Origin of the sequence: Aequorivita sinensis (assembly GCF_006346335.1) — a bacterium.
In the GTDB taxonomy this organism is placed as follows: Bacteria; Bacteroidota; Bacteroidia; order Flavobacteriales; family Flavobacteriaceae; genus Aequorivita; species Aequorivita sinensis.
The window spans coordinates 186,360-202,953 of sequence record NZ_VDMC01000002.1; the positions used below are offsets into that span (position 1 = coordinate 186,360).

Genomic DNA, 16,594 nt, shown 5'->3' on the forward strand with positions numbered 1-16,594 from the left:
TAAAAATTAGGATTAGTTTTGAATTTGATTTAAGAGCTTATTAATAACGATTATGATTGAATCTCATAAAATAATTTTATTCGACGGTGTTTGCAATCTTTGCAACGGCGCGATTAATTATGTTATTAAACGAGATCAGAAAAACGTTTTCAAATTTGCTGCTCTTCAGAGTGAAATAGGACAAGAACTTACTGCAAAATTCAAAATTGATGGCTTAAAGGTAGATTCTATTATTCTCATTGATGGCGATAAACATTATGAAAAATCTACGGCAGCACTATATATAGCAAAACATCTTTCGGGTGCATATCCCCTACTTTTTGGGTTTATAATAGTTCCAAAATTTATCAGAAATGCCGTATACGATTATGTAGCTAGAAATAGGTATAAGTGGTTTGGGAAAAAGGATAAATGTATGATTCCTACAGCAGAGTTGAAAAATAAGTTTTTATAGGTTTCAAAGGATTAACTGTTAGTTTGCAACAATTGCGAAGTTATCAAAACCTGCAAAGTCTTCTTGACCATTTTGTTTAATCCATATTTTTAAAGAAACTGAATTTGTGCCAGGTGGGAGTATTTCTTCTATTACTCCACTATCTGACACTCCTCCAACGCCATTTTGTCCCTCAATTAGGGTTACTTCAGGTTGTGTGATACCATCAATAATTAAAGTGTAATAAGCGTTATCACCACCGTCATATTCAAAAAACTCATAATAAAAACTCATTGTCGCACCGTTAGAAGCATTTGAAATATCTATAGTCTCAAAAGTTAATGTAGCATAATCTGCAGTGCCATTTCCGTTTTCTGTATCGTTTAAATCCATTATGCCCAAGAAATTATTAGTTAATGTTGTAATTACATTAAAACCTCCATTAGTAGCATCAGTCACTCCAAAAAAACCTTTGCTACCATTATCAAAAAACGGAACATTTGATGTAAACCCCCAACTTGTATGGAGATCAAAGTTATGGTATAAGTTAACAAAAGCTAATGTGTAATTACAATGTACATCTTCCCAACCAGAGCCATTCCACATTTGCAAGCAATTTAAATCTTCAGTAAACACAAGTAAACCAACATCAGAAGTACTAGGATTAATATTATCTCTTGCTCCCACATCAGGTACACGAGGAGGCATAAATCCGCCAAAGGATACACCGTCCGAAGTACTACTTACTTCCAACATAGAGGCAGCTGAAGGGGTAGTTGTGCCAATACCAACTTGGGAATAAGATATCCCGGAAATTAATAAAATACTAAGCAAAAAAAGCAACCTCTCCATAACCAACAGATTTACAACATTAACAATGCAGTATTTCTAAATTATAGACTTAGAAAAATTTATGAGGAGTATGCTAATATAGAAATAAAATATACAACTTCAAAATGTAAAACGCTAATAATCAGAATGTTTATGAATCGTAGTCAAATGTTTCAGAAGGGTTTTTTCTAGCTTTATAGTTTAACATGCCTTCTCCCTTTGCAATTATACTACATACGGTTGCATCACCCGTAACATTTACGATTGTTCTAAACATATCTAGGATTCGATCGACAGGGAAAATTATAGCAATCCAAGCTGGATTTAAGCCAACCGATTCTAAAACAATTATAAGCATTACCAAGCCAGCACTTGGTACAGCGGCAGAGCCAATTGAGGCCAATGTAGCAGTAATTACAATAGTTAGTTGTTGCCCTATGGTAAGATCGATCATGTGTAATTGTGCAAGAAAGACTACTGCAACAGCTTGGTAGAGACAAGTTCCATCCATGTTTACAGTTGCTCCAATTGGTAAAACAAAACTGGTGATTTTTTTATCTACGCCTAAATTTTCTTCAACACATTCCATTGTTACGGGTAGTGTAGCAGCACTACTGGATGTTGAAAAAGCCAATGTTTGTGCTGGCGCCATCGCTTTAAAGAACCCTCTATATGGAATGCTTCGTACGAAAAGCTTCATAAAAAGAGGATAAATAATAAATATCATTAACATTAATCCTAAGAAAACAGTTAATGAATACCAACTAAGACCTTTAAATATTTCGTAAACTTTACCTATATCATCCCCCGCCATTTGGCTCACAACTCCTGCTAATAACGCAAATACGAAAAATGGAGCTGCTTGCATAACCAGGTCTACCATTTTTAGGAAAACCTCCATAGTCCCATCCATAAAGTCGGTTACAGGTTTTGATTTTTCGTTGGGAATTAACAGCAAACAAACTCCGAAAAATATTCCGAAGAATATTATTTGAAGCATTAAACCATTATTAGTAAGTGAGAAAAAGAAGTTTTCTGGCACTATATCTATTAGGGGTTGTAAAGGAGTACTTTCTTTGGTTTTTTTAGCTGTCTCTAATTTATCTGAAACTGATGCATCTTTTAATTCTCCTTTAGATAAGGTTGTTATTTCTTGTGCTCTTTCAAAAAAGGCTGGGTCTTGTAAGTAATTTATTCCATCCTTTATTTGATGCCCCTTAGAATCCGCCCAAAGCTCATAGCTTATACGGTTATCTATTCTACTTTGTTCATCTATCAATTTACCAGGCTTAATAGTATTTACAAGAATTAGCCCTAAACTCACAGCAAACAATGTTGTAAATAAATAAGCTAAAAGTGTCTTACCTCCCATTCTACCTAAGCTAGAAGGATCGCCAATATTTGCAACTCCAGTGATAATAGAAACTAATACTAATGGAACTGCAATTAACTTTAACAGGTTTATAAATATTTTACCAAATGGAGCAATCCAATCTAAAGTAAATTCACTCCATCCTAATTTACTGGAAAGTAATGCCCAAATTATACCTAATACAAGTCCGATTATAATTTTCCAGTGAAGTGCGATTTTTTTCATATTGAAGTTTTGATACTAGATTATTAACTGTGGTAAATTATTTAAAATAGACGGTTTACAAAATTCTAATTTATTTTTGAAATTTTATTCAACAACCAAAAATCAGCAATAACTAAAGCTGCCATTGCCTCTACTATAGGAACAGCACGAGGTACCACACAAGGATCGTGTCGACCTTTTCCCTCAGCAATTACCTTGTTCCCTTTGCTATCTATAGTTTCTTGTTTTTGCATAATAGTAGCAACTGGTTTAAATGCTACTCTAAAATAGATATCCATACCATTGCTTATTCCTCCTTGAATTCCGCCGCTTAAATTGGATTTTGTAGAACCATCGGAATTGAAAAGGTCGTTATGTTCACTTCCTTTCATCTTTGCACCGCAAAACCCACTGCCATATTCAAATCCCTTTACAGCGTTAATTGAAAGCATTGCTTTTCCCAACTCTGCGTGAAGTTTATCGAATACAGGTTCTCCTAATCCTGCTGGTACGTTTTCTATTACACAAGTAATTGTTCCGCCCACAGTATCACCATTTTTTCTGGTTTCTCTAATAAGCTCTTCCATTTTTTGAGCACTTTTCGCATCAGGACATCGAACTAGGTTACTTTCGATCTTTTTAAAATCGAGCGCTTGATAAGGTTTATCTATAAAAATATCTCCAACTGAAGATACAAAAGCGTTAATTTTAATTTCCTTAATTAGTTGTTTCGCAATTGCTCCGGCTACAACTCTACATGCAGTTTCTCGTGCAGACGACCGTCCACCACCACGATAGTCGCGATTTCCGTATTTTTTATCATAAGTATAATCGGCGTGAGAAGGTCTATATACGTCTTTTATATGGCTGTAATCCTTACTCTTTTGATTGGTGTTTTCAATTATGAACCCAATGGGAGTTCCTGTAGTTTTTCCTTCAAAAATTCCCGAAAGAAATTTTACTTCATCTTCTTCTTTTCGTTGAGTGACAATGGCAGATTGCCCAGGTTTACGCCGCTGCATTTCAGAATTAATTGCCTCGAAGTCTATTGAAATCCCTGCAGGACAACCATCTATCACCCCACCAATAGCCTCTCCATGAGATTCGCCAAAAGTGGTGATTTTAAAGATTTTTCCAAAAGAATTGCCCGCCATAGATTGGTTTTGAACAAATGTAAACTTTCGAATTTAATAATTCAAGGATTCAAAATTCAAAATTCAAGATTAATCATTTAAAAACTTGAATTACAGGTATATTTAAAATCTATTTGGTGTGAATTTACTTTAAAGCATTTTTAAGAATTGTAACTGGATGCAAAGCCTTACGACCTGTGCCATCAAAAATCTGATGCCTACAACTCGTCCCATTAGCCGAAATAATAGTTTCTTCGGTAGTTTTTCTAACAGCTGGAAAAAGTTTTAGCTCTCCTATTTGCATACTCATATCGTAATGTTCCTTTTCATAACCAAAACTCCCAGCCATCCCACAACAACCTGAAGTAATTATAGTTGGTTTGAAGTTTTCCGGGATGTTTAGTATATCAAAAGTTACTTTTTGGTTACTAAGGGATTTTTGATGACAATGTGAGTGAATTTTAATGTGTTTTTCTTCAGAAGTAAACATACTAGAAGAAATATTACCTCTTTCAAACTCACTAGCTAAGAATTCTTCTATTAAATAACTGTGTTTTGAAATATTTGTAGCTGAAGTTTTATCAGTTGCTAATCGGAGGTACTCATCGCGAAAAGAAAGAATTGCAGATGGCTCAATCCCTATTAAAGGAGTAGTTGCAGATATCTTTCCTTTTAGCTTATTTATATTCTTGTCAACCTCTTTTTTTGCTTCCTCTAAAAAGCCTTTTGAAAGTAAGGCTCTGCCGCTATCCAAGGTATCAATAATGTTAACTTTATAACCTAAACGCGATAGAAGTACAAACGAATCTACAGCGATGTCTGTATCCAAATAATTGCTAAACTCATCAACAAATAAAAATACCTCCTTTTGAATTAAAATTTTTTTATTTTTCTCTTTTAAAGATAGTTCAACTGTTTTACTTAAACCTTTGGTTGAAATTAAGGGTAGGCTTCTATTAGGATGAACTCCCCCAATATTTTTGATGAAACTGGAGGTCAAATTGTTTGAAAAAATCCAATTTGAAATTTTAGGAAACTTGGAGACTAATCTGTTTAACTGAGTGCTTTTTCCAAAGAGTTTGTTAGAAAATGAAACTCCATTTTCTTTGTTATATTGATATAAAAATTCTGCTTTTGCAGTACTTATATCTACATTACTAGGACATTCATTTGCACAAGCTTTACAGCTTAAACATAAATCAAATACCTTTTTTAAGTCTTCAGAATTGAATTTATTTACGGCCTTATTGTTAGTTAACACTTCTCTTAAAGCATTTGCTCTAGCCCGAGTGGTATCTTTTTCATTTTTTGTAGCATGATAACTTGGACACATAGCTCCGGCAGCTTCAGCGCTTTTTCTACAATCCCCACTGCCATTGCATTTTTCAGATAATCGAAGAATTCCCTCAGAATCACTAAAATCCATCAAGGTTTCGATTTTGGGTTCTACTCTATTCACTTCATAACGAAGCGATTCATCCATTTTAAGGGCATCTACAATTTTACCAGGATTAAAGGTGTTTTGTGGGTCAAATGCTTTTTTTACTTTTTTTAATAGGTCGTAATTCTTCTCTCCAATCATTAAAGGAATAAACTCTGCACGTACTATTCCATCGCCGTGTTCTCCCGAAAACGATCCATTGTATTTCTTACAAAGTAATGCAACCTCAGTGGTGATTTTTCTGAAATACTGAACACCTTCATCTTTCTTTAAATTTAATATAGGACGTAAATGCAATTCTCCTGCTCCTGCGTGAGCATAATAAACAGCTTGTTGATTATATTTTTTCATTAAAGCTGAAAACTCTTTTATGTATGCAGGTAGATCTTCCAAAGCCACTGCAGTATCCTCAATACATGCAACTGCTTTTCTATCACCGACCATATTCCCTAAAAGCCCTAGCCCGGCTTTACGAAGTTCCAAAGCCATAGTTATTTCATCACCTCTTAAAACTGGATTATGATAACTATAATTTGAATTTTTTAAGGAAGCCAACAAAGAGTTTACTTGGTTTTGAAGATCTTCCTCTGAATTACTCTTTAATTCTAATAATAAAATAGCCTTGGGATTATCTTTTACGAAGAAGCGATAAGGCTCATAAGTTTTATTGTTATTAGTGCAACTCAAAATAACATCGTCCATCATTTCGCAGGTGTGCAGATTGTGCTGCATTGTTACCACAACGTCGTTTAAACACGAATCGAGGGATTGATAGTGAGTAGCTATCATTGCTGTATGTATGGGCGGCAATGGTTCTAATTGAAGTGTAATTTCAGTAGTAAAGGCTAATGTTCCCTCGCTGCCACAAAGTAAATTACAGATGTTTATTTTATCTTCAAAGTCACCAAAAACAGATGTATTTATTAAACTATCTACTGCGTAGCCTGTATTTCTACGATGTATTTCAGGTTTTGGAAACTCTTTTCTTATTTCTTTTTGAACTTCTTTAGGAGATAATGCTTTATAAAGCTTTTTATAAATTTCACCTTCTAAGGAATTCAAATTTGTTTTAGCCTGAAACTCTTCTTTTGTTAGTGGTTCAAATATGACTTCGCTACCATCCGAAAGGATAGTTTTCAATTTTAAAACCTTATCACGAGTTGTACCGTATTGAATAGATGTTGTACCGCTACTATTGTTCCCAACCATTCCTCCTATCATACATCGATTGCTAGTTGAAGTGTTTGGTCCGAAGAAAAGGCCGTATGATTTTAAATATTGGTTCAACTCGTCTCTAATAACCCCTGGTTGAAGGGTAACTGTTTTCATTTCAGTATTTACTGAAATTATATTTGTAAAATGTTTTGAAACATCTACAATTATACCCTCCCCTACACATTGTCCCGCAAGAGAAGTTCCGGCTGTTCGAGGGATTAGTGAGATATTATTATTACTAGCGAAATTTACTAATTGATTAATTCCACGTTCACTAGTAGGATATGCTACTGCAAGCGGGATTTTTCTATAAACAGAGGCATCCGTTGCATATAGCATAGTATGTAGTGAATCAATGTTAAATTCACCATTAAATATCTTTTTAAAATCTTGGAGTTGCTTCTTCATATATTAATGTAAATGTAGAAAATTCCTTAACAAAAGTTTGTAAAATTTGAGATGTAGATTGGCACACTGTTAACTAAAAATAACTTGAAATACGTCTATTTTTGTAATGTTTATAACTAAAAAGCAAATTATGAAAAAAACAATTTTATTAGTATTCACAGTGTTTGCATTAGGTTTGCAAGCCAATGCCCAAGAAATAGCAAAAAACGCTATTGGTATTCGTTTAAGTGAAAGTGACGGTTTTGGTCCTGAAGTAAACTACCAAAGAGCTCTTGGCGAAAACAACAGATTAGAGTTAGGTTTGGCAGTTCACAGTAAGAAGTATTGGGACGCTGTAAAACTTACAGGAATTTATCAGTGGGTTTGGAATATTGATGGAGGTTTTAATTGGTATGCCGGACCAGGTTTAGGTGCTGGTGTAGTTAATTACGATAAAAAACATTGGGACTACGATAATAGATACGATGATTCTGAAGCTTTTGCATTTTTAACAGGAGATGTTGGTATAGAATATAGCTTTGATTTTCCATTGCTAGTTTCTTTCGATTTCCGCCCTCAAATTAACTTGGGATATAGAGATGACGTAAGCTTCGACGTAGGTATTAGTGCTCGTTATCAATTCTAAGAATTGTAAAATATTAATATAAGATGCCCCATTTATTGGGGCATTTTTATTTTCATGTAATAAGTAAATTATTATTCAATAGTTTCATAGGTCTTTACATTTTTATAACTTGTACAAAATGAGCATTATGGATACAAGTTATATAGATTTACATTGTCATCCTTCGCTAAAGCCTTATAGTAAAAGTTTTAAATATAAGCCCACAAAGCAAAATGCGCTTGATCCAAATCGCAAAAACTCTATATGGCACTATAGTCCTCCTAATTTCTTAGAGAAATTTGTCAATCGTTTGTTTACGTTAACCAAATTCACTCAAACCGACCTTACTTCCCTAGCCAAAACTAAAACGAAAATTGTAATAATTGCGCTCTACCCTTTTGAGAAACATTTTTTTGGAAAGGAAGTTATAGGGATTAAAGGGGTAACCGATGTTCTAGTAAACCTTGCAGCAAGTATTAGTCAGTCGCGGATGGATAATATTCGAAGTAATGAAAACTATTTTGAAGACCTAGTTGATGAGTATAATTACTATTTACAACTTCATAATCAGGTTCAAAAAATAGAGGGAAAAATATATACTTATCGCATTGTTACAAGTTTCCAAGACATAGAAGCCAATTTAACGCAGGAAACTGAGTCTAAGAAAATTATTAATATCATACTTTCTATTGAAGGAGGACATAGCTTCAACACAGGGCTAGTTATGGCTAAAAATACAGCCAACAAAAATGAAGTTCTAAAAAATGTTTTGGCTGTAAAAAACTGGAAACACCGACCATTGTTTTTAACACTTGCTCATCATTTTTATAACGAACTATGCGGTCACGCTCGCAGTATTTCTATTTCTTTATTAAAGAAAAACCAAAATAGAGGATTAAACTCTGGAATAACAGAATTAGGTTATGAAGTAATTGAACTATTACTCGATAATATGGAAGGAAAGAGGATACTTATAGATATAAAACACATGAGTACAGCTTCTAGAAAGGCTTATTACAAATTTTTAGACGCAAAATACGCTGCTGAGAATATACCTATAATTGCAAGTCACGCCGCTTGTAATGGGAAGCATTCAATTGTACAATGGGATAAAGTAGGTATAATTAACCATCGAGAATGGTTTGCAGATATTGATATTAATTTTTACGACAGTGAATTAATACGCGTTGCCAAAAGCAACGGAATATTTGGAATTCAATTAGACGAACGTCGAATAGGAAGTAAAAAGGAAATAAACAATAGTAAAGTCTATATTCCCAATAAGAGAAAACAACTCAAGAAAAAATCGCTATTAGTATGGAGACAAGTTGTGCATATAGCAGAAGTACTTGATGAGCAAAATCTATTTTGCTGGGGAATACAAAGTATCGGTAGCGATTTTGATGGAATTGTAAATCCAATAAATGGTCTTTGGACTGCAGAAAATATGAAAGATTTAGCTGAAGAAATGCTTAATCACGCTAAAGATTATCGTTCAAATAATTTAAACAACTTGAATGAGTTTAACAGAATTTCCGCAGATTCTATTGTTGCACGCGTGATGAACGAAAATGCAATGCTTTTTATAAAAAGGAACTACTAAAACTTATTTGTTTTGTTTCTGAAGAATAGCTTCTTTATATAGATTTTCGTACAAGGGAACAATTTTTTCTGTATCGAACACCATTGCTGCTTCAACAGCCTGTTTTTTGAATTTATTTAAAGTTTCATCCGATGACAAAATCTTTAAAGCATTCTCAGCCATTTCAGCAACATTACCAACATCACTTAAAAATCCGCTTACTCCATCAATATTAACTTCTGGTAACCCTCCAGTATTACTAGATACAACAGGAACTCCACAAGCCATAGCTTCTAAAGCAGCAAGTCCAAAGCTTTCTTTTTCTGATGGAAGTAGAAATAAATCTGTAAAACACAATATTTTATCCACTTCATTACTATTACCTACAAATAGAACTTTTTCTTCTATGCCTTTGTTCACACATAATTGTTCGCAGGCTTCACGTTCCGGACCTTCACCAACCATTATTAATTTTGAAGGAATTTTTTTCTGAATTCTATCAAATATTTCAATTACGTCGGTTACGCGTTTTACTTTGCGAAGATTACTAATATGCGATATAATACGTTCTTCTGGAAGTGCCATTAGCTCGCGCTGACAATCGGTATAAGTATTAATTTTTTTAGGAATTTCTATAAAATTAGGAACAACGTGAATCTCCTTTCTAATATCAAAAAGATGAAGTGTATCTTCCTTTAAACTTTGAGAAACCGAAGTAACAACATCACTATTATTAATGCTAAAAGTAACAGCTGGTTTATAAAAGGGATGGCTCCCCACCAAAGTAATATCGGTGCCGTGTAGCGTTGTTACCATCGGAATATGAATATTCTCCTCTGCTAACATTTTCTTGGCCATATACCCCGCGTAAGCGTGTGGAATGGCATAATGCACGTGCAAAACTTCAATTTTATGAAGTTTTACCATATCTACTAATTTGCTCGAAAGTGCAAGTTCATATGGTTGAAAATGAAATAAAGGATATTCTGGTACAGAAACTTCGTGAAAATGTATGTTTTTTGATAGCAACTCTAATCTAACAGGTTGTTTGTAAGTTATAAAATGTATTTCGTGGCCGTGTTCTGCAAGAGCTAAACCTAATTCTGTAGCTACAACACCACTTCCTCCGAAAGTAGGATAACATACTATTGCTATTTTCATAATTTTCTATTTTGAAACTAAATTAGACATAATAGAATTATTAAAGTTTATTTTTAATAATCAATAGCGTCGTAAATTGCTTCTTGAATTAAACTTCTTAAGTCACTTCTAATTAGTTTTCTGTTTTCTGAATCTGGAAAGGTTCTGTTTGATAAGAACACATATACTATTTCTTGTTCTGGATCTGCCCATGCGAAAGTTCCAGTAAATCCGCTGTGGCCAAAACTCGTCATGGAAACACAGCCACACGTTGGACCAACAGTTCCTAATTGAGGTTTGTCAAATCCAACCCCTCTTCTTACATTATCTTCACAATAATAACATGTGTTGAATTTATCTAAGACATCCGGATTGAAGAATCTAGTTCCGCCATAAAATCCTTTCCATAAAAACATTTGCATGATTTTAGCAACATCATTACTATTTGAAAATAATCCCGCGTGACCTCCTACTCCGCCAAGCATCGCTGCTCCTTGATCGTGTACATAGCCTTGAACTTTTTGTTTTCTAAAAATGTTGTCTTGCTCTGTTGGAGGAATCTCATTCTTAGAAAACTTTTTCAGCGGCTGGAATAAGGTATAATTAGCGCCTAACGACTCGTAAAGGTTTTCCTGCACAATGTTTTCAAGTGGTTTGTTATATTTTCTCTCTAAATATTCCTTTAGTATATAATATGGTAAATCACTGTATTTATATGATTTACTCGAGTTTAAATCACTTTCACGAATAGTTTTGTAAATCGTATCAATGTAATCACGTCTTAAGTATAGATTTTCTGCAACTTCAACATTGTAGTCTTTATCCGGGCTACTAGCGTAATATTTTGATGATACTCCTGTTTTTTCATCATTTAGCGTGTTTCTATAAAATGGAATCCAAGGTTTCAAACGAGCGTAATGTGAAAGCATTTGCTTTAAACTAACATTAGATTTATTAGTTTGTTTGTACTCTGGAAGCATTTCTGAAAGCTTGGTGTTTAACGTTAGTTCTTTACTGTCAACTAACTCCATCACTATCGGAAGCGTAGCTAAAATTTTGGTAAGAGATGCAAGGTCGTAGATATCAGTATTTTTTACTTCATTTTTTTTGTCGTAATCGTGATAACCAAAGCTTTTTTGATAAATTACTTTTCCCTTGCGAGCTACCAATATTTGAGCTCCAGGATACATACCTTGTTCAAGTCCAACATTGGCAAGCGAATCAATTTTTTTAAGTTTATAGCTATTTACCCCAACACTTTCAGGAGTTCCGTATTGTAATCTTCGCAATGATTTAGTTTGCATAAAGGTATTTAATGGAAAATCTTCTCCTAATGATACTGGAAGTTTACCTTTCCCATCTATAGCCCCAAAAATTAATTGAGCAGACAATTGCTGAGATATCTTACTATTTTGATAAGACATAATGACTCCTTCAAAATTAGCTGTGGTTTTAACATCTAGCATAGCGTAAGGTCGAGCAAATACGTCAAGAATTACAGTGTTTGTACGAGCAATTTCATACATCCAAACTAATTCCTTTTGGGTAAACTTATAGCTTTTCCAAGGGTTTTCATTGCTCTTGTGGAACCCGATTATAACATAATTATACTCTTTTAACTTCTGAATATAATCATCTAAACTATTAGCCTTTACCCAATGTACATTTCCATATTTCTTAAGTTCATTCAAGAAATCTTCACCTGAATCATCACCAAAATTTACATAAGCTATTTTTTTCTTCTGTAAATCTTTAATAGGAAGAATTGCGCGGTCATTTTTAATAACCGTAAGCGCATTACTCATTGCTTCTTCGTAAAGAACATCATCGTTTATAGAATTCAAATCTTCTAATAAATATGCTGTTTTAACAGGTTTATAGTTATTTAGCCCAACTTTATATTTGGCATAAAGAATTTTCTTAACAGAATAAGCCAAACGCTTTTCGGTTATGGTTTCATCATTATAAGAATTTATTAGAAAACTTACTGCCTTTGGAATATCTTCGGAAATAAGAAGAATATCATTTCCAGCTAAGAATGCTGCTAATTCAATTTCACCTGGCTTCTTAAAGTTTGAAGCACCTTTCATATTAAGTGCATCTGTAAAAATAAGGCCGTTGAAGCCCATTTCGTGTTTTAGAAGATCTGTTACCACCTTCGTAGAAAGTGATGATGGATAATTCATTTGTGGCTCTAATGAAGGTACATTTAAGTGTGCAATCATTACACTGTTTAGGCCTTCATTAATTAATTTTCTATATGGGTATAACTCTAAAGTGTCTAATCTTTCTCTTGAAAAGTCAATAGTAGGCAGGGTTTTATGGCTATCCATATCGGTATCGCCGTGACCTGGAAAATGCTTTGCACTTCCCATAACGCCTGCACTCTGCATTCCTTTCATAAAAGCAAGAGCTTTTTCGGTAACATTGTCGCGGTCTTCACCAAATGAACGATTGCCAATTATAGGGTTTTCAGGGTTTGTATTAATATCAACTACGGGAGCAAAGTTTATATGTACTCCAAGTCGTTTAGAATGTTCACCGATTCGTTTCCCTACTTTTTCAACAATTTTATTGTTCGTAATCGCTCCTAATGTCATATTCCAAGGAAAAGCATAGGTAGAATCTAAACGCATTGATAACCCCCACTCTGCATCCATACCAATCATAAGTGGTACTTGGGCAAGTGCTTGAAATTCATTATTCAACTTTGCTTGACGCATTGGTCCTCCTTTAGAGAAAATTACGCCACCTAGATGATACTCAGTTATGAGGTTTTTTATTTTATCTGTTTTTGATTTAGGATCGCTAGAAAATATATCAGCCATAAAAAGCTGACCAATTTTTTCTTCTAAAGACATATTATCATAGATGCTATCAACCCATTTTTTTTGATTTTGAAAATCTTTTTTAACAATTAACGGATTGATTTCTTGTGCTATTGTCGGGAAACAAAAGCATAAAAAAATGCAGGCAAGAAAAAACTTATTCATAGCTACAAAAAAGGTTTAAGATAAAAATCGTGCATGCCAACTTTCAGATGCGGGGACTTCCCAATTCTCAAGGTATTCTGCTTTAGTATTTACAAGATTATTGAAAACTACAGTGTTTTTTGAAACAGATTTATCTTTAGCCATCTTTCTAAAATCTGTAAGCGGTTTATGAGCAATATATTCGCCAGTATAGAAAGTAACGTTCATTTTATCAAGAAGATCTACATCAAACTTTTCCTCTAAGGATTGTATAAAATGAACAGAAGCATCAATACTACAACCAGATGCTGAAGCATTTGCTTGGTTAAGCCCTAACACAATAAATCGGTTGTATTTAATTTGAAGTCCTGCTTCAAGTTCGGCACCGTGAGCAGTCCATTTTGTAAGGAAATCGTTTGTAAGCTCTGTTATTTTGGCAACTTCGTCGTCGCTCAATTTTCTATTCGCCTGATAAATCCAAACTCTGGAATCATCTGGCAGATTTGTAAAATCTGTTAACATTATTGGAAAATTAAAGTGATTAATTAGAATTACAAACAAATCATTCACCAAGTATTCATGGAGAAGATAGTGTTGGAATTCAACTATTATTAATGGTGATTGTTTATTCGGAAAACTTATAGGTCTTCCGCACTTGCAATCATTTCTGCAACGTCCATTACTTGTACGCTGTCTTCAGCATTCTTGGCTTTTACACCATCGGTCATCATTACCATACAGAACGGACATCCAGTAGCAATTATTTCAGAAGAAGTTTCTAAAGCCTGTTCTGTTCGCAAAACGTTTACATCTTTGTCGCCAGCTTCAGGTTCTTTAAACATTTGAGCTCCACCAGCACCACAACACATGCCTCGTTTTTTATTTCGTTTCATTTCCACCAATTCCATCTCTAATTTTTCGAGAAGTTCTCTAGGCGCTTCGTACTCATTATTAGCACGTCCTAAATAACAAGGATCATGGAAAGTGATTTTTTTACCTTTAAACTTCCCGCCTTCTACTTTTAATCTTCCTTCTTTTAGTAATGATTTTAAGAATTGAGTATGGTGCATTACCTCGTAATTACCACCTAATTCTGGATATTCATTTTTTAAGGTATTAAAACAATGCGGACAAGTAGTAACGATTTTCTTTACACCATAACCATTTAAAACTTCAATATTGGTCATAGCCTGCATTTGGAACAAAAATTCGTTTCCTGCTCTTTTTGCAGGGTCGCCATTACAGCCTTCTTCAGTTCCTAAAACAGCAAAATCTATATTAGCTTTGTTAAGAAGTTTTACAAAGGCTTTAGTAATTTTCTTTGCACGGTCATCAAAGCTTCCAGCACAACCTACAAAAAAAAGAACTTCTGGTTGTTTCCCTTGAGCCGCATATTCCGCCATTGTAGGCACTTTTATTTGTTCACTCATTATATTGGTCTTATCTGTTAATTATTAAATGACAATTGGCGTTTACAACTGCATTTAATTATTTCTCTAACTATTTTTTAGTCTTCAAAAACTTCAATCGTTACTTCTTTTTCAACTAAGTCGGTAAATTTTCCTTTGTAACGGGTGGCTTTAACTAGATGGTTATCCACCCAATGGTAATTGCCACCACGTGGTTTCCCCATTAACATACTGTGATATTTAAAACCGTGTTTTTTTAGCCAGGTTTCAGTTATTTCACGATGTGCTTCTGTACGGGATGTGAAAAAGCAAATAATATGACCTTCATCATACCATTTGTTTAAGGTTTTTAAAGCGTCGGGAAAAGGTTTACAGGTCGCCATTCGTTCAGGTTCCTCGTTTGGGATATCGTCTGTAATGGTTCCATCAATGTCAATTAGGTAGTTTTTTACACCTTCTGGAAGAATTGGGCTCACGTGTTCACCTTTTTCAATCTTCTCACTCAACATTTTATCTACTTCTCCTTTCTTCATCCTAACTTTTATTTACTTCTCATCTTTCCAATTAAGTCTGTCCATTTGGTTGTAAGGCCAAGGCGCTCCATTGTTTTCGATGTTTGTCATTGCCACATTCAATTCAGCAGGTGCAGACGACTGCTCCATTACTAGGTATTGACGCATTTCCATTATGATACTTAATGGGTCGATACTTACTGGGCAAGCTTCAACACAAGCGTTACAAGTTGTACAAGCCCATAATTCTTCACGAGTTATATAATCGTCTAATAATTGTTTACCGTCGTCTTTAAACTCACCATTCTTATCTATATTTTTACCTACTTCCTCCAATCGGTCACGGGTATCCATCATAATTTTACGAGGTGATAATTTTTTACCGGTATTATTTGCTGGACATTCATCTGTACATCTACCGCATTCGGTACACGTATATGCGTTAAGGAGTTGAATTCTACTTAAATCCATTACATCACTAGCTCCAAATTTTGAAGGTGCTTCTGTAGCGCCTTCAGCTGGTGCTGCAAATGGATCGATATTAGGATCCATCATCATTTTCACTTCATTGGTAACAGATTCAAGGTTTTTAAATTTACCTTTAGGGACTACTTTTCCGAAATAAACATTAGGAAAAGCAAGCATAATATGAAGGTGCTTAGAAAAGTATAAGTAATTTAAGAAAGCTAAAATTCCTAAAATGTGTAACCACCAAGCGGCGCGCTCTATAATATGAAGCGTTCCTTCTGGAGTGCCACTAAACATAGAAGCTACGTATTTAGAAACCACATTTCCGTTATTCATTTCTTGAAACGGAACATCTGTTGCATTCATTACAAGAAATAAAATCATCAATACCATTTCAAAGTAAAGAATAATATTTCCATCACTCTTAGGCCATCCTTTCATTTCAGATTTCCAAAATCTGCGGATTTTAATAATGTTTCTTCGTATCCAGAATACTATAACAGAAACTAAAACTAAAAGCGCTAATATTTCAAAAGAGCCGATTAAAAATCCGTAAAAACTTCCTAAAGAAGAGAAGATTCGATGTGTACCAAAAATTCCATCGATAATAATTTCAAGAACTTCAATATTGATAATTATGAATCCAATATAAACTATAATATGAAGGAAACCAGAAATTGGTCTAACTGTCATTTTAGACTGTCCAAGTGCAATGCGAAATACATTTGCCCATCTTTCACTTGTATGATCAGAAGCGTCTACTTTCTGACCTAACTTAATATTGCGAATTACTTTTCGAATGTTAAGGGTAAAATAACCTATACCCGCCACTAAGGCAATGATAAAGAGAATGTTTGGAATGTATTGCAT

The 16,594-nt window shown here is 34.2% G+C and carries 13 protein-coding genes; 3 read left to right on the plus strand and 10 right to left on the minus strand.

Annotated elements, in window-relative coordinates; all coding sequences use genetic code 11:
- Nucleotides 1–52 precede the first annotated feature (52 nt).
- Nucleotides 53–454 (plus strand): thiol-disulfide oxidoreductase DCC family protein, encoded by a 402-nt coding sequence (locus tag FHP04_RS03850; RefSeq protein WP_139854670.1) that lies wholly within the window; start codon nt 53–55, stop codon nt 452–454.
- Between the two features lie 18 nt (nt 455–472).
- Here the strand turns inward: FHP04_RS03850 and FHP04_RS03855 are convergent, their stop codons facing one another.
- The 4 genes from FHP04_RS03855 to FHP04_RS03870 form a co-directional block, all read right to left on the minus strand.
- A complete protein-coding gene (locus tag FHP04_RS03855) occupies nt 473–1,285 on the minus strand; it encodes a hypothetical protein (RefSeq protein ID WP_139854671.1) in 813 nt (270 codons plus the stop codon).
- 130 nt (nt 1,286–1,415) lie between these two features.
- Complete coding sequence (locus FHP04_RS03860; RefSeq protein WP_139854672.1) at nt 1,416–2,861, minus strand: dicarboxylate/amino acid:cation symporter; 1,446 nt, start codon at nt 2,859–2,861, stop codon at nt 1,416–1,418.
- Nucleotides 2,862–2,926: 65 nt separating this feature from the next.
- Entirely contained in the window at nt 2,927–3,994 is a 1,068-nt protein-coding gene (gene aroC, locus FHP04_RS03865) for a chorismate synthase (protein WP_139854673.1), read from the minus strand.
- A 124-nt stretch (nt 3,995–4,118) separates the two neighbouring features.
- On the minus strand, nt 4,119–7,037 hold the full coding sequence (locus tag FHP04_RS03870; RefSeq protein WP_139854674.1) for an FAD-binding and (Fe-S)-binding domain-containing protein: 2,919 nt from the start codon (nt 7,035–7,037) through the stop codon (nt 4,119–4,121).
- 130 nt (nt 7,038–7,167) lie between these two features.
- Here FHP04_RS03870 and FHP04_RS03875 point away from each other — a divergent pair, with 130 nt between their 5' ends.
- A complete protein-coding gene (locus tag FHP04_RS03875; protein WP_139854675.1) occupies nt 7,168–7,662 on the plus strand; it encodes a hypothetical protein in 495 nt (164 codons plus the stop codon).
- 127 nt (nt 7,663–7,789) lie between these two features.
- The gene (locus tag FHP04_RS03880) at nt 7,790–9,244 is read left to right on the plus strand and encodes a membrane dipeptidase (RefSeq protein WP_158319111.1); all 1,455 of its coding nucleotides are present in this window, start codon (nt 7,790–7,792) and stop codon (nt 9,242–9,244) included.
- 3 nt (nt 9,245–9,247) lie between these two features.
- Here the strand turns inward: FHP04_RS03880 and bshA are convergent, their stop codons facing one another.
- The 6 genes from bshA to FHP04_RS03910 all read right to left on the minus strand — a co-directional run bounded on the left by bshA (nt 9,248) and on the right by FHP04_RS03910 (nt 16,594).
- Nucleotides 9,248–10,384, minus strand: coding sequence for an N-acetyl-alpha-D-glucosaminyl L-malate synthase BshA (gene bshA, locus FHP04_RS03885; RefSeq protein ID WP_139854677.1), 1,137 nt, complete (start codon nt 10,382–10,384; stop codon nt 9,248–9,250).
- Nucleotides 10,385–10,437: 53 nt separating this feature from the next.
- Nucleotides 10,438–13,356 (minus strand): glycoside hydrolase family 3 N-terminal domain-containing protein, encoded by a 2,919-nt coding sequence (locus FHP04_RS03890; protein WP_139854678.1) that lies wholly within the window; start codon nt 13,354–13,356, stop codon nt 10,438–10,440.
- 15 nt (nt 13,357–13,371) lie between these two features.
- Nucleotides 13,372–13,857: an ABC transporter ATPase gene (locus FHP04_RS03895; RefSeq protein ID WP_139854679.1), complete on the minus strand. Its 486-nt coding sequence runs from the start codon at nt 13,855–13,857 to the stop codon at nt 13,372–13,374.
- A gap of 116 nt (nt 13,858–13,973) precedes the next feature.
- Nucleotides 13,974–14,765: a (Fe-S)-binding protein gene (locus tag FHP04_RS03900; RefSeq protein ID WP_139854680.1), complete on the minus strand. Its 792-nt coding sequence runs from the start codon at nt 14,763–14,765 to the stop codon at nt 13,974–13,976.
- Nucleotides 14,766–14,842: 77 nt separating this feature from the next.
- On the minus strand, nt 14,843–15,277 hold the full coding sequence (locus tag FHP04_RS03905) for an LNS2 domain-containing protein (protein ID WP_139854681.1): 435 nt from the start codon (nt 15,275–15,277) through the stop codon (nt 14,843–14,845).
- Nucleotides 15,278–15,289: 12 nt separating this feature from the next.
- Nucleotides 15,290–16,594 carry a (Fe-S)-binding protein gene (locus FHP04_RS03910; protein ID WP_139854682.1) on the minus strand — a complete coding sequence of 435 codons (1,305 nt, stop codon included), beginning with the start codon at nt 16,592–16,594 and terminating at the stop codon, nt 15,290–15,292.

Bases quoted from the DNA above. Each gene is read 5' to 3' on its own strand.
- FHP04_RS03870 (WP_139854674.1), bottom strand. From the start codon at position 7,037: ATGAAGAAGCAACTCCAAGATTTTAAAAAGATATTTAATGGTGAATTT.
- FHP04_RS03875 (WP_139854675.1), top strand. From the start codon at position 7,168: ATGAAAAAAACAATTTTATTAGTATTCACAGTGTTTGCATTAGGTTTG.
- FHP04_RS03890 (WP_139854678.1), bottom strand. From the start codon at position 13,356: ATGAATAAGTTTTTTCTTGCCTGCATTTTTTTATGCTTTTGTTTCCCG.
- bshA (WP_139854677.1), bottom strand. From the start codon at position 10,384: ATGAAAATAGCAATAGTATGTTATCCTACTTTCGGAGGAAGTGGTGTT.
- FHP04_RS03860 (WP_139854672.1), bottom strand. From the start codon at position 2,861: ATGAAAAAAATCGCACTTCACTGGAAAATTATAATCGGACTTGTATTA.
- FHP04_RS03905 (WP_139854681.1), bottom strand. From the start codon at position 15,277: ATGAAGAAAGGAGAAGTAGATAAAATGTTGAGTGAGAAGATTGAAAAA.
- FHP04_RS03855 (WP_139854671.1), bottom strand. From the start codon at position 1,285: ATGGAGAGGTTGCTTTTTTTGCTTAGTATTTTATTAATTTCCGGGATA.
- FHP04_RS03850 (WP_139854670.1), top strand. From the start codon at position 53: ATGATTGAATCTCATAAAATAATTTTATTCGACGGTGTTTGCAATCTT.
- aroC (WP_139854673.1), bottom strand. From the start codon at position 3,994: ATGGCGGGCAATTCTTTTGGAAAAATCTTTAAAATCACCACTTTTGGC.
- FHP04_RS03900 (WP_139854680.1), bottom strand. From the start codon at position 14,765: ATGAGTGAACAAATAAAAGTGCCTACAATGGCGGAATATGCGGCTCAA.
- FHP04_RS03895 (WP_139854679.1), bottom strand. From the start codon at position 13,857: ATGTTAACAGATTTTACAAATCTGCCAGATGATTCCAGAGTTTGGATT.
- FHP04_RS03880 (WP_158319111.1), top strand. From the start codon at position 7,790: ATGGATACAAGTTATATAGATTTACATTGTCATCCTTCGCTAAAGCCT.
- FHP04_RS03910 (WP_139854682.1), bottom strand. From the start codon at position 16,594: ATGCAATACATTCCAAACATTCTCTTTATCATTGCCTTAGTGGCGGGT.